The organism is Vibrio sp. 1F255, assembly GCF_041439145.1.
Taxonomy (GTDB): domain Bacteria; phylum Pseudomonadota; class Gammaproteobacteria; order Enterobacterales; family Vibrionaceae; genus Vibrio; species Vibrio crassostreae_C.
On record NZ_JBGONQ010000004.1, the window covers coordinates 23779 to 37024 of the forward strand.

The window sequence follows — 13246 nt, forward strand, 5'->3', positions numbered from 1 at the left end:
TATGGAGATGAGCTCATGACGGGTATTCTTGATTCGGTGAATCAGCGTACGCAACTCGTCGGTCAAAACCGATTAGAATTACTAACCTTTCGCCTAATGGGGCGTCAGCGTTACGGCATTAATGTCTTTAAAGTAAAAGAAGTGCTGCAATGCCCTAAGCTGACAAAGATGCCAAACTTGAACCCACTGGTTAAAGGTGTAGCACACATTCGTGGCCAAACGATCTCTGTGATCGACTTGAGCTTAGCGATTGGTGGCCGTCCTACAACGGATATTGAAAAGTGTTTTGTGGTTATCTCTGAGTTTAACCGAACCATTCAAGGTTTCTTGGTAAGTTCAGTTGAGCGCATTATTAACATGCACTGGGAATCGATTCTTCCGCCGCCAGATGGCGCAGGTAGAGCTAACTACCTGACAGCGGTAACCAACATTGATAATGAATTGGTAGAAATTCTTGATGTTGAGAAGATCCTTGCAGAAATTTCTCCTGTTGATGAAACAATGGACAGCAAGATTGCTGAAGATATTGCGAAAGTCGAACAAGAGAAAGAACTGGTTCGCCGCATCTTGATTGCTGATGACTCGACCGTTGCTCGTAAGCAGGTTCAACGTGCTATTGAGTCGATTGGTTTTGAAGTTATCTCGGTGAAGGATGGTAAAGAAGCCTACGAGAAGCTGATACAGATGTCATCAGAAGGCAGTATTTACGATCAGATTTCATTGGTGATTTCTGATATCGAAATGCCAGAAATGGATGGATACACGCTGACTGCTGAGATTCGTCGTCACGCCGAACTTAAAGATCTATACGTAATTTTACACTCATCGTTGAGTGGTGTATTTAACCAAGCCATGGTTGAGCGTGTTGGAGCTAACTCCTTCATCGCTAAATTCAACCCAGATGAGCTTGGTGCAGCTGTAAAAGCTGCGTTAACTAACTAAAAGAGACATTAATGACTGCTATAACAATAAGTGATCAAGAGTATCGCGATTTCAGCCGTTTCTTAGAATCTCAATGTGGCATTGTATTAGGTGACAGCAAGCAGTATTTAGTGCGCAGTCGTCTAAGCCCATTAGTAACGAAGTTTAAGTTAGCTTCTTTGTCTGATTTGTTGAGAGATGTAGTAACAGGTCGAAACCGTGAGCTGCGTGTGGCTGCTGTCGATGCCATGACGACGAACGAGACACTTTGGTTCCGTGATACTTACCCGTTTGCTGTGCTTGCGGATAAGCTTCTACCGGAAATAGCGGCAAATAAACGTCCTATTAAGATTTGGTCTGCCGCAAGCTCTTCAGGCCAAGAAGCATACTCAATGGCAATGACGATTCTTGAAACTCAAGCTCGTAAGCCGGGTATGCTGCCAAATGTATCGATTACCGCAACTGACATCTCAGCAAGTATGTTGGATATGTGCCGCACGGGCGCATACGACAACCTAGCTTTGGGACGCGGACTTTCTCCAGAGCGCCGTCGTACTTTCTTTGAAGATGCGGGTGATGGTCGTATGAAAGTGAAAGATAACGTCAAGCGCATGGTGAACTTCCGTCCTCAAAACTTGATGGACAGCTATGCATTGTTAGGCAAGTTCGACATCATTTTTTGTCGTAACGTGCTGATTTACTTCTCACCTGATATGAAGTCAAAGGTACTTAACCAGATGGCAAACAGCCTCAACCCTGGTGGTTACCTACTATTGGGTGCGTCTGAATCGTTAACAGGCTTAACCGATCGTTTTGAAATGGTTCGCTGTAATCCAGGCATCATCTACAAATTAAAGTAATGAATAGCACCAGTATAAGGTGCGACGTTACTGCTTAAATTCAAAACCCAGCCAAGTGCTGGGTTTTCTTTTTCCTGCTTAAGCTATATCTTTAAGTCAGAGTGACATTCCAATTTACTCTATTTTTTGGCTTGTATATTGCAAGTTTACCTACGAGTAACCTGTAAAAGTATTGATAGACCGCTTTGTTTTAAAAGTTGGTATATATATTGCTTTGGTTATTTCATAACAGTCAGTTCTTGAGTTGAGGTTTACATGGCTATTTCTTTTGACAATGCTTTGGGCATTCACCAGCACACAGTTGGTGTACGTGAGCGTAACGCTGAGGTGCTTTCCACCAATATCGCGCAAGCAAACACGCCTGGGTATAAAGCAAAGGGATTAGACTTTAAGAAATCACTGCAAGCGGCAAGTTCTGGGGCAAGCATTGGTCTTAGCCGTACAGATGGTCGGCACATTTCTGCCTCAACAACGGTGAACGGGGAAACGAAGTATCGCATTCCTACCCAACCTGATACAGGAGATGGCAACACGGTTGATTTGGATTTGGAAAGAAACCTTTTCATGCAAAACCAAATTAGGCATCAAGCCTCTCTCGACTTCTTAGGAAGTAAGTTCAAGAATTTAACTAAAGCGATTAAAGGGGAATAATTAGATGAGTTTATTCAATGTATTCAATGTGACTGGTTCTGCGATGAGTGCTGAATCTGTTCGTCTAAATACGACCTCGAGCAACCTTGCGAACGCGGACAGTGTAAGTAGTTCTGCTGAAGAAACTTACAAGGCTCGTCACGCAGTGTTCGGCGCTGAGTTAAATAAAGCACGCAACAGTGGTCACACTGTGCCTGTGAAAGTATTAGGTATTGTGGAAAGCGATAAGCCGCTAAGCGCGGAGTACAACCCGGATCACCCATTAGCGAACAACGAAGGCTATATCTACAAGCCTAATGTCAACGTTATGGAAGAAATGGCAAACATGATTTCGGCATCACGTGCGTACCAAACAAACGTACAGGTTGCTGACTCGAGTAAACAAATGCTGCTGCGTACGCTGCAGATGGGTCAATAAGGATAAGGAGGTAGCACATGGCTGGAATCAACAACAATGTTGGTCAAAGCGGCTTGTCCTATGTTGACCAGCTGAAGAGTCTTCAAGATGGCGCTAAAAAGCCCGACGAAACAACAGGTAAGCAGGATCTTAAACAAGAAGACTTCTTATCTTTGTTGACTAAGCAACTAGCACAACAAGACCCTTTCAAGCCGGTTAGCAATGACCAGATGATTGCGCAAATGGCTTCATTTGCGACCGTAGATGGCATTGGCAAAATGAATACACAGTTTGAAAGCTTGAATTCATCAATGACCTCTAACCAAGCTCTTCAGGCCTCCTCTTTAGTTGGGCGTGATGTATTGGTTCCTGGTGCGGCAGGTGTAAAACCCGGTGATGGCGGTATGGCGGCAATGGTTAAGCTTCCTCAGGCAATGGACAATGTAATGGTCCGTGTTGAGAACGAAGTTGGCCAATTGGTTCGCACATTTGATATCGGCTCTAAACCATCTGGTGATACACGTGTTGAATGGGACGGAAAAGACGAAGACGGTAACCCATTGCCGGCCGGTAAATACAACGTGAAAGCGTCGGGTTTGCTGGATGGCGAGAACACAGAGTTCCAAGTTTCCAGTTATGCGAACGTGAACAGTGTGCTTCTTGGTAAGGGCGATGGCAACGTACTACTCAATCTGGCTGGTTTCACATCGCCAGTACGACTTGCTGAAGTACTAGAAGTTGGTAAAGCGTAGCTCTTTATTGAGTGACTATGCTAGCTAGATAGATTAGGAGAATAATGGAATGTCATATGTAGCTTTAAGCGGCCTATCCGCTGCACAATTAGACCTGAATACAACCAGTAACAACATTGCGAACGCGAACACATTTGGCTTTAAAGAGTCTCGTGCCGAGTTTGGTGATGTTTACTCAAGCTCGTTGTTCACTAACGCAAAAACGACGGCAGGTGGCGGTGCGCAAGCTAGCCAAGTGGCGCAACAGTTCCACGAAGGTTCAAGTATTTATACGAACAACCCAATGGACTTACGTGTAAGTGGTACAGGTTTCTTTGCAGTATCGAAAGACCGCATGGTGCCAGAGATTAACGAATTAACGCGTAATGGTGCATTTCACCTAAACAAAGACAACTACATGGTTACCGCTAATGATGAGTTTCTTTTAGGTTACGATGTTGATCCAAACTCGGGGGAAGTTCTTTCTTATGCGCCAAAGCCTCTCGACATTCCTGCTGAGTTTGGTAAACCAAAACAGACAGAAAACATTGAAGTAGGGGTTAACCTTCCTGCAAACGGTGATCTTAAAGACCCGGCTGCATTTAACTTCAAAGATGCTGATACTTATAACCGTGCAACGTCTTCGACGGTATACGATTCTATGGGTCAGTCTTACAAGTTAACGACTTACTACCTCAAAGATCAGACTCAACCAAACACTTGGCAAACGTACTACACCATGTCAGATGAGAACGGTGAAAAGCCGGTCAACATTACTGGTGGTGATGCGACGAATGCACAAGGTCATGTTGGTCACACAATGAAGTTCAACAATGACGGTACGTTAGCAAGCCTAAACAATGGTCAGCCGATTAACTCGGAACCACTGGGTGCTGGCGCGAACCCAATTGACTTGAACGGTGCTGATCCAACTCAAGTGCTTAAGTTTGGTCTAGATTCGTCAACTCAGTTTGCCGCTCCGTTTGAATTGACTAAGTTTGATGAAGATGGCGCGACAACAGGTTTCTTAACAAAAATCGATTTCGATGAGTACGGCAGTGTTCTAGGTACTTACTCAAATGGTGAAAACGTGATGCTTGGCCGTGTAGGCTTGGTTCGTGTACCAAATGAGCAAGGTCTGGATAAGAAAGGCGGTACTCAATGGGATTCTACCAACGACTCTGGTGACAAGATCTGGGGTGAATCGAACAAAGGTTCATTTGGTAGCATCAACAACGGCTCACTAGAGCAGTCGAACATCGATATGACTCAAGAACTGGTTGATTTGATTTCTGCTCAACGTAACTTCCAGGCGAACTCGCGTTCTCTAGAAGTACACAACCAGCTACAACAGAATATTCTTCAGATTCGTTAATCGTTTAAAGCGTTTGAATCATCTGCGAATACCCAATTCAATGTTATTGAATTGGGTATTGTTGTTTGTCTTTTTATTTGCCGCCCCTATTGCCGCCCGGTAATGCCACTGGCAACAATTCTTCCTCAATGATCCTTTGATGATCACCCTTCTTGTTCGTTTTCTATTTAAATTATTGATAAATAACAGTTGAAAATATTGGCACAGTGTTTGCTTTATTAGCCCCAGAAGATGATTTTTGGAGCAAAATTATGGATCGCGCACTGTTTCTTGCCATGAGTGGCGCTAAGCAAAATATGCAAGCTTTGCAGCTACGTGCAAACAACCTTGCCAACGTAAGTACAACGGGTTTCCGTGCTGATTTAGCACAGGCACGTTCAATGCAAGCGTATGGCGAAGGCATGCCTACTCGTGTTTTCAGCATGACAGAGCGTCCGGGTCATAATTTCGCTCAGGGTAGTGTGGTTACTACTGGCCGAGATCTAGACGTTACCATTCAAGGTGATGGTTGGATTTCAGTGATGGACAATACTGGCCGTGAAGGTTTAACACGTAACGGTAACCTAAGGGTTGACCAAAACGGTTTACTAACCAACGCAAGCGGTCACTTAGTGCTTGGTGAAAACGATGCACCAATCACGCTGCCAATCCCAATCAGCAAAGTAGAAATTGGTACAGACGGTACGATCTCTGTCATTCCTCAAGGCGCTCCAGCTGAAGAATTGGCCGTGGTTGATCGTATTAAGCTTGTACGTCCAGACAACCAAAGTTTGTTTAAAGACACGAATGGTCTATTCCGTTCGAAAAACCCAGATCAGGCATACGAAGCAGATGCAGCGGTAACGTTGCTAAAAGGTGCTATCGAAGGCAGTAACGTAAATGCCGTAGGTGAAATGACCAGCCTAATTGACTTACAACGTCAGTTTGAAATGCAGGTCAAAATGATGAGCACAGCAGAGGAAATGGACAAGTCGTCTGATTCACTGCTTCGTATGAGCTAATAGAATTTAAAGGACATTGCTATGCATCCAGCATTATGGGTAAGTAAAACGGGTTTAGACGCCCAACAAACCAATATCTCAACGATTTCGAACAACCTTGCCAACGCCTCAACCATTGGTTTTAAAAAGAGCCGCGCGGTATTTGAAGATCTGTTCTACCAGAATATTAATCAACCGGGTGGTCAATCGTCTCAGAATACTGAGCTGCCAAGTGGTTTGATGCTGGGTGCCGGTTCTAAGGTCGTCGCGACTCAAAAAGTGCACACTCACGGTAACGCACAAACGACATCTAACAGCCTAGACATGATGATTGAAGGCGACGGTTTCTTCCAAGTTGAAATGCCAGACGGTGAAACAGGTTACAGCCGCAATGGTCAGTTCACACTGAACGGTGAAGGCGCGATCGTAACGTCGGGCCAAGGTTATCCTCTACAACCAGAAATTGTGATTCCTGAAGACGCGATCTCGGTAACGGTTGGTAACGACGGTGAAGTATCGGTTCGTCTACGTGGCGAGCAAAACAACGTCGTGGTTGGTCAAATTACCATTACTGACTTTGTAAACCCAGGTGGTCTAGAGCCAGTAGGTCAAAACCTTTACTTACCAACCGGTGCTAGTGGCGATCCGCAAGAGGGGGTTCCTGGCTTTGATGGCTTAGGTAATATTCGTCAGTCGATGCTAGAAACATCGAACGTCAACGTCACCGAAGAGCTGGTTAATATGATTGAAGCTCAACGTGTTTACGAAATGAACTCGAAAGTTATCTCGTCGGTAGACAAGATGATGAGCTTTGTTAACCAACAGCTGTAATTGGTTTATTTGCCGTTTACTTTTTTAATTAATAGATCTGTTTTTGCTAATTGATCCATTTACCATTGCCTGCTGAGAGTATATCGCCATGAAACGTATTTTTTGTTTAGCTCTGTTTATGTCTATGACGGGGTGTTCTGTCTTGGATCCTATTGAGACTCCGGCAGAAGAAAACGCAACCACAGTGGTTGATGCCGTGGAAGGTGATAAGTCGGCGCAAGAGAGCTCTGGCATTATTGATACACTTCGTGGTCGAACCGATCCAGTTGCCGGTGACCCAGCATGGGCGCCAATCAATCCAAAAGAAAAACCAGAACACTACGCAGCAGCAACGGGCTCACTGTTCAATGTTAATCACATTGGCAGCATGTATGACGACTCAAAACCTCGTGGCATTGGTGACATCATTACCGTGGCGTTAGACGAGAATACTCGAGCGACCAAGAAAGCCAACGCAGACATGTCTAAGTCGAACGATGCATCGATGGAGCCGCTGGCAGTTGGTGGTCAAGAGCTGACTATCGACAAGTACAACTTTTCTTATGATCTGAGCAACACCAACACCTTTGCGGGTGATGCGTCAGCCAACCAAAGTAACAGCATCAGCGGTTACATTACCGTTGAAGTTATCGAAGTATTAGCCAATGGTAACCTAGTCGTTCGTGGCGAAAAGTGGATGACACTGAATACGGGCGATGAGTACATCCGCCTAAGCGGCACCATCCGTCCTGATGATATAGACTTCGAAAATACCATCGCTTCAAACCGTGTTTCTAACGCACGAATTCAGTATTCAGGTACGGGCGTGCAGAAAGATATGCAAGAGCCTGGATTCTTGGCACGATTCTTTAATGTATCTCTGTAGAGCTTGATAGGGCGTCGAGATACTGACAGCCCTCATCAATCACAAATATTTCGCTAAGTTATTATAAACTAAAGCAATACAGACAGGTTACTCAATGAAAAAACTCACACTCGTACTATTCGGCATGCTATTTCTTGCCACCAGTGCCCATGCTGCGCGTATTAAAGACGTGGCAAAAGTGGCGGGTGTTCGTAGTAACCAACTTGTCGGTTATGGTTTGGTTACGGGTTTGCCGGGGACAGGTGAGACAACTCCCTTTACCGATCAAACGTTTAACGCAATGCTGCAAAACTTTGGCATCCAATTGCCGCCCGGCACCAAGCCAAAAACTAAAAACGTCGCCGCGGTAATTGTTACCGCTGAACTCCCGGCATTCTCTAAGCAGGGCCAGGAAGTTGACGTAACGGTGTCTTCTATCGGATCAGCAAAAAGCCTTCGTGGTGGTACCTTACTGCAGACTTTCCTGAAAGGTCTAGACGGTCAAGTGTATGCTGTGGCTCAAGGTAACTTGGTAGTAAGTGGCTTTAGTGCACAAGGTAACGACGGTTCTAAGATTGTCGGTAACAACCCTAACGTCGGTATCATCTCTAGCGGTGCGACGGTTGAACAAGAGATCCCGACCCCATTCGGTCGTGGTGACTACATAACCTTTAACCTAATTCAATCTGATTTCACAACGGCTCAGCGTTTGGCTGATGCGGTTAACAACTTCCTAGGTCCACAAATGGCGTCTGCGGTTGACGCGACGTCAGTAAAAGTTCGCGCTCCTCGAGAAATCAGCCAACGCGTGGCTTTCTTATCGGCAATCGAAAACATCGAATTTGATCCTGCAGAGGGTTCTGCAAAAATTATTGTTAACTCCCGCACCGGAACTATTGTGGTTGGTAAGCACGTTCGCCTAAGAGCGGCGGCGGTAACCCATGGTGGTATGACGGTTGCAATCAAAGAAAATCTCAACGTAAGCCAACCTAATGCATTCTCTGGTGGTCAAACGGTAGTGGTTCCTGATTCTGATATCGAAATCACGGAAGGCGATGGCAAGATGTTCAAATTTGAACCGGGCCTAACGCTGGACGATTTGGTACGCGCAGTCAATGAAGTGGGCGCTGCACCTTCTGATTTAATGGCAATCCTTCAAGCACTGAAACAAGCGGGTGCAATTGAAGGCCAATTGATCATTATCTAAGGAATAAAGCATGATTAAGAATAACAATGACATCGGCTTTATTCACGACATCGGTAGTTTAGACCGTCTTCGTCAACAAGCCGTAAACGGTGAAGAAGGCAGCGAGAAAGAAGCATTAACCGCGGCGGCAAAACAGTTTGAATCGATTTTCACCTCGATGTTGTTTAAGTCAATGCGCGATGCTAACTCAAGCTTTAAGTCGGATATGCTGAACAGCCAGAACGAGCAGTTCTATCGTCAGATGCAAGATGACCAAATGGCGAGTGAGTTAAGCGCTTCAGGTTCATTAGGTCTTGCAGATATGATCGTGGCTCAACTAAGCGCTGGCCAAGCAAGCGATACGTCTGAAGAGAAGGTTCGCAGTGAAGGCTTTGATGCTTCATTGCAAAGACCGCAATATTCAGGCCGTTCGGAAGAGCGAGCGTCAGACGTTCAACCTGCGCAAGCAGCAAAACAGCCAGTATCCTTTGATTCTCCAGAATCGTTTGTGACCTCAATGAAGCCTTACGCGGAAAAAGCGGCAAGTGCGCTTGGTGTGGACTCGTCTCTTCTATTGGCACAAGCTGCCCTTGAAACGGGTTGGGGTTCTAAAATGGTTAAGAACTCTTTGGGCAACAGCAATAACTTATTTAACATCAAAGCAGATAGAAGTTGGAAGGGCGATAAGGTCGCGACTCAAACTCTTGAGTTCCATGGCAAAACCGCCGTTAAAGAGTCAGCTTCCTTCCGTTCTTACTCTAATTTCGAAGATAGCTTTAATGATTACGTGAAGTTCTTGAACGAAAATCCAAGATACGAAACGGCGCTACAGCATCAAGGCAATTCAGAGAATTTCATCAAAGGTATTCATCAGGCTGGTTACGCAACTGACCCTAACTATGCAGACAAGGTTTTACGAGTTAAAGCCAAGATTGATGAGATGAACTAGCGTCATAAATCAACATAGAGAGCTTGCTACTGGCAGGCTCTTTTCTTCTCCGCCCCTTCAGTTCTTACGCGTAATCCATAGTTATCTCCTTACACTTCAATAAATTATCGTCTTTTAATTTCCTATTGTTTGTGTTGGCACATATATTGCTTTTATCTTAGTAATATACGGTTGTAGTTAATCAGTTCATTCTGGTTTTGTTAAGTTTTTTGGGGGCATTATGGCGTCGGATCTTCTGAATGTAGGGGCACAAAGTGTTCTTACGGCTCAGAGACAGCTCAACACCACAGGTCATAACATTTCTAACGCTAACACAGAGGGCTATAGCCGCCAGTCTGTGATTCAAGGTGTGAATGACCCGCGCCAGTACGGTGGGCAATCCTACGGTATGGGGGTACATGTGGAAAATGTTCGCCGCTCTTGGGATCAGTTTGCCGTCAAAGAACTTAACTTATCGACAACCAATGCCGCCAACAAAGGCGATACCGAAGCCAACCTCGATATGCTGTCGAGCATGTTGTCGTCGGTCGCTTCAAAGAAGATTCCAGAAAACCTCAACGAATGGTTTGATTCCGTTAAGACTCTCGCCGATACCCCAAATGATGTGGGTGCGCGTAAGGTCGTGTTAGAGAAAGCAGGGCTTGTAACTAAAACCTTGAATGAATTTCATGAAACAGTTCGTCAACAGTCTGATTCTACGAATAAAAAATTAGATATGGGTATCGAGCGAGTTAACCAACTTGCGTACGAGATCCGTGATGTTCAGCGTTTAATGATGCGAACTCCTGGGCCTCATAATGACCTACGAGATCAGCATGAAAAGTTGATTAATGAGCTTTCTGGTTACACCAAAGTTACGGTGACACCACGCTCAAATGCCGAAGGGTTTAATGTCCATATTGGTAATGGCCATACCTTGGTCTCTGGTAGTGAAGCGAGTCAGCTGAAGATGGTTGATGGCTTACCCGATGCACATCAGCGCCGCCTAGCGATTGTTGAAGGTAAGTCTTTAAAACCGATCACCAGCAGTGATATCGACGGAAAAATCGGCGCCATGCTAGACATGCGTGACGAACATATCCCAGCAATCATGGATGAGCTTGGTCGTTTGGCGACCGCGTTTTCATATGAGGTCAATAGTCTTCAAGAACAAGGTTTGGATCTTAACGGCAACGTAGGTAAGGACTTGTTTACCGACGTGAACTCAGAGCTGGTGGCAAAATCTCGTGTCACGGCTAGCGGGCAATCGAAAGCCGATGTTGCGGTATACATTGATGATACTTCTGCCTTAAAAGGCGGTGAGTATGGACTGAAATACGATGGCAGTGATTATGTCGTGACTAAGCCGAACGGTGAGACCGTTAAGATGGCGACCGACTCTAGCGGTAGTGCTTTTTATCTTGATGGCATGCGAGTGGAAGTACGTAACCCTCCTGAACTAGGAGAGAAACTGTTACTGCGTCCAACGCGTAATTTTGCTGCGCAGATTCATATGGAAACCAAAGACCCGAAAGACATTGCTGCGCAAAGTTATGAGGCATCGACCACGTTTGCCAAGGGTACAGCGGGATTTAAAATCCTAGAAGCAGGTCAACTGCGTGAGTTTGAAGTGATTGTCTCACCAAAAGGTGAGCAGTTTGCTGTGACGGATCCGAAGGGTAACATTTTAATGCAGCCTCAACCGTATCCGCCACAAGGGCCAGTGACCATCAACGGTACAACGTTTGAGCTCACACCCGGTGCGGTGGCAAATGATAAGTTTACGGCAAACCTTGTCCCATCAGAAGGTGACAACGGTAACCTGCGTAAGCTACAAGATCTTCAAACAGGAAAGCTGTTGAATGATGGTGAGTCTACGATTTTAGACCTTTACCACAACTTGAATACTAATACGGGCTTGAAGTCTTCAACGGCAAATCGCCTGAGTGATATTGCGACATTAGAAAAACAGTCGGCTCAAGAACGTATTGCTTCTATCTCGGGAGTAAACCTCGATGAAGAAGCGGCAAACATGATGAAATTTCAGCAAGCGTATATGGCTTCTTCACGTATCATGCAAGCAGCCAACGATACGTTTAACACTATTTTGGCTCTGAGATAGGAAGGTATAAATGTTGAATCGTATCTCTAGCTTCCATAATTATCAGTCAGTACAAAACGACTTGCGCCGTCAAGAGAACAAGGTGCATCACAACCAAGCACAACTTGCTTCGGGTAAGAAGTTACAGTCGCCAAGTGATGACCCATTAGCGACGCACTATTTACAGAACATTGGTCAGCAGTCAGAACAGCTTAAACAGTATGTCGATGCGATTACTCTAGTCAGAAACCGTCTTGAGCATCATGAAGTATTGGTTTCTAACACTGAAGGCTTTGCTGATGAAGCAAAACGAACCGTGATGGAAATGATCAACGGTGCGCTTTCTCCGGAAGACCGTTTAGCTAAGAAGCGTGAAATTCAAGAACTGGCGAATAACTTCCTGCATTTAGCCAACTCTCAAGATGAGTCGGGTAACTACACGTTTGCAGGCACTAAGCCGAAAAATCAGCCTTTCTTTCGAGATAACGAAGGGAATGTGACATATCAAGGTGATGACTACCAACGCAAGATGCGTGTGGCAAGCAGCTTTGAAATGGCAATGAATGATCCGGGCAGCAAGATGTTTATGGAAATAGACAACCCGTTCGGTGACTACGAACCTCAGTACGAGCTTGAACCTGCGTCTGAGTTATTGCTCGGGCGTGCGACCAACAGCGATGAAGATGGGTCTACTTATAAAGTGACGTTTGTCGACATGCAGACGGGCAATTTCGCTTATCAGCTTGAAAAAGACGGCGCAGTGGTTGCGGCAGAAGATTTTGATCCTTCGACAGGCATTGTTTATGAAGGGCTGAATATTCAAATCAAAGGCCAAATCACTAAAGGTGATTCGATCACCTTAGAACCACGAGAGACTTTCTCTATCTTTGATACGTTCAAAGAGGCTGCTGAGCAGGCTGAAAACCCGGTATCGGATGCATCAGCAACAGCGAAACTGCACCAAGTAACTGAAGAGTTCCACGCTGCGTTTATCCATTTGACCAAGGCAAGAACCGATGTTGGTGCACGCTTGAGTACTTTGGATATTCAAGAGCAACAACATGAAGATTTCAAGTTGTCTTTAGCAAAAGCAAAAAGCAACTTTGAAGACTTGGATTACTCGAAAGCGATCATTGAGTTCAATGAAAACTCTCGAGCACTACAAGCTTCTCAACAAGCGTTTGGCAAAACCAAAGACCTGACCTTGTTTAACTATATTTAATGATCAATCGGTATTTAATGGTGGCTTGTCGATCACCATGGCGTTGATTCCTTGCCGTATGTGCTATGCCATACGTGCGAATGACGCCACAGTTTGCCGCTTTTTTGTACGAAGCATGATGTTTCTAGAATAGCGGCAAAAAACGGCAATAAGGAAGGTGAATGTTTTTCATCTTCTAATAGTAGAAAATAATAATTGCGCAGTGTTGTTTGTAAGCTT

At 45.1% G+C, this 13246-nt stretch carries 13 protein-coding genes; all 13 read left to right on the forward strand.

The window, feature by feature from the left end:
- Positions 1–15 precede the first annotated feature (15 nt).
- The 13 genes from ACED41_RS04115 to flgL all read left to right on the forward strand — a co-directional run bounded on the left by ACED41_RS04115 (position 16) and on the right by flgL (position 13027).
- A complete protein-coding gene (locus ACED41_RS04115; RefSeq protein WP_017066180.1) occupies positions 16–942 on the forward strand; it encodes a chemotaxis protein CheV in 927 nt (308 codons plus the stop codon).
- A gap of 11 nt (positions 943–953) precedes the next feature.
- A complete protein-coding gene (locus ACED41_RS04120) occupies positions 954–1781 on the forward strand; it encodes a protein-glutamate O-methyltransferase (protein WP_004736174.1) in 828 nt (275 codons plus the stop codon).
- Positions 1782–2036: 255 nt separating this feature from the next.
- Entirely contained in the window at positions 2037–2432 is a 396-nt protein-coding gene (flgB, locus tag ACED41_RS04125; RefSeq protein WP_004736175.1) for a flagellar basal body rod protein FlgB, read from the forward strand.
- Positions 2433–2436: 4 nt separating this feature from the next.
- Positions 2437–2850, forward strand: a complete 414-nt coding sequence (gene flgC, locus ACED41_RS04130; RefSeq protein ID WP_004736176.1) for a flagellar basal body rod protein FlgC — start codon at positions 2437–2439, stop codon at positions 2848–2850.
- 17 nt (positions 2851–2867) lie between these two features.
- Positions 2868–3581, forward strand: a complete 714-nt coding sequence (gene flgD / locus ACED41_RS04135) for a flagellar hook assembly protein FlgD (protein ID WP_010439286.1) — start codon at positions 2868–2870, stop codon at positions 3579–3581.
- Positions 3582–3630: 49 nt separating this feature from the next.
- On the forward strand, positions 3631–4935 hold the full coding sequence (gene flgE / locus ACED41_RS04140) for a flagellar hook protein FlgE (RefSeq protein ID WP_017062260.1): 1305 nt from the start codon (positions 3631–3633) through the stop codon (positions 4933–4935).
- A gap of 251 nt (positions 4936–5186) precedes the next feature.
- On the forward strand, positions 5187–5936 hold the full coding sequence (gene flgF, locus ACED41_RS04145; protein WP_017056855.1) for a flagellar basal-body rod protein FlgF: 750 nt from the start codon (positions 5187–5189) through the stop codon (positions 5934–5936).
- A gap of 21 nt (positions 5937–5957) precedes the next feature.
- Entirely contained in the window at positions 5958–6746 is a 789-nt protein-coding gene (gene flgG, locus ACED41_RS04150; protein WP_017062259.1) for a flagellar basal-body rod protein FlgG, read from the forward strand.
- Positions 6747–6834: 88 nt separating this feature from the next.
- The gene (gene flgH / locus ACED41_RS04155; RefSeq protein WP_004736181.1) at positions 6835–7611 is read left to right on the forward strand and encodes a flagellar basal body L-ring protein FlgH; all 777 of its coding nucleotides are present in this window, start codon (positions 6835–6837) and stop codon (positions 7609–7611) included.
- Between the two features lie 94 nt (positions 7612–7705).
- Positions 7706–8797: a flagellar basal body P-ring protein FlgI gene (locus ACED41_RS04160; protein WP_017076828.1), complete on the forward strand. Its 1092-nt coding sequence runs from the start codon at positions 7706–7708 to the stop codon at positions 8795–8797.
- Between the two features lie 10 nt (positions 8798–8807).
- Complete coding sequence (flgJ, locus tag ACED41_RS04165; protein WP_017064131.1) at positions 8808–9725, forward strand: flagellar assembly peptidoglycan hydrolase FlgJ; 918 nt, start codon at positions 8808–8810, stop codon at positions 9723–9725.
- 220 nt (positions 9726–9945) lie between these two features.
- Positions 9946–11826 carry a flagellar hook-associated protein FlgK gene (gene flgK / locus ACED41_RS04170; protein ID WP_017067655.1) on the forward strand — a complete coding sequence of 627 codons (1881 nt, stop codon included), beginning with the start codon at positions 9946–9948 and terminating at the stop codon, positions 11824–11826.
- Positions 11827–11836: 10 nt separating this feature from the next.
- Positions 11837–13027 (forward strand): flagellar hook-associated protein FlgL, encoded by a 1191-nt coding sequence (gene flgL / locus ACED41_RS04175; RefSeq protein ID WP_017064129.1) that lies wholly within the window; start codon positions 11837–11839, stop codon positions 13025–13027.
- The last annotated feature ends 219 nt before the right edge of the window (positions 13028–13246 follow it).

Excerpts from the sequence above, each read along its gene's own strand:
- flgK (WP_017067655.1), top strand. The coding sequence starts at position 9,946 with ATGGCGTCGGATCTTCTGAATGTAGGGGCACAAAGTGTTCTTACGGCT.
- flgJ (WP_017064131.1), top strand. The coding sequence starts at position 8,808 with ATGATTAAGAATAACAATGACATCGGCTTTATTCACGACATCGGTAGT.
- flgB (WP_004736175.1), top strand. The coding sequence starts at position 2,037 with ATGGCTATTTCTTTTGACAATGCTTTGGGCATTCACCAGCACACAGTT.
- flgD (WP_010439286.1), top strand. The coding sequence starts at position 2,868 with ATGGCTGGAATCAACAACAATGTTGGTCAAAGCGGCTTGTCCTATGTT.
- flgG (WP_017062259.1), top strand. The coding sequence starts at position 5,958 with ATGCATCCAGCATTATGGGTAAGTAAAACGGGTTTAGACGCCCAACAA.
- flgH (WP_004736181.1), top strand. The coding sequence starts at position 6,835 with ATGAAACGTATTTTTTGTTTAGCTCTGTTTATGTCTATGACGGGGTGT.
- flgC (WP_004736176.1), top strand. The coding sequence starts at position 2,437 with ATGAGTTTATTCAATGTATTCAATGTGACTGGTTCTGCGATGAGTGCT.
- ACED41_RS04160 (WP_017076828.1), top strand. The coding sequence starts at position 7,706 with ATGAAAAAACTCACACTCGTACTATTCGGCATGCTATTTCTTGCCACC.
- flgE (WP_017062260.1), top strand. The coding sequence starts at position 3,631 with ATGTCATATGTAGCTTTAAGCGGCCTATCCGCTGCACAATTAGACCTG.
- ACED41_RS04120 (WP_004736174.1), top strand. The coding sequence starts at position 954 with ATGACTGCTATAACAATAAGTGATCAAGAGTATCGCGATTTCAGCCGT.
- flgL (WP_017064129.1), top strand. The coding sequence starts at position 11,837 with ATGTTGAATCGTATCTCTAGCTTCCATAATTATCAGTCAGTACAAAAC.
- flgF (WP_017056855.1), top strand. The coding sequence starts at position 5,187 with ATGGATCGCGCACTGTTTCTTGCCATGAGTGGCGCTAAGCAAAATATG.
- ACED41_RS04115 (WP_017066180.1), top strand. The coding sequence starts at position 16 with ATGACGGGTATTCTTGATTCGGTGAATCAGCGTACGCAACTCGTCGGT.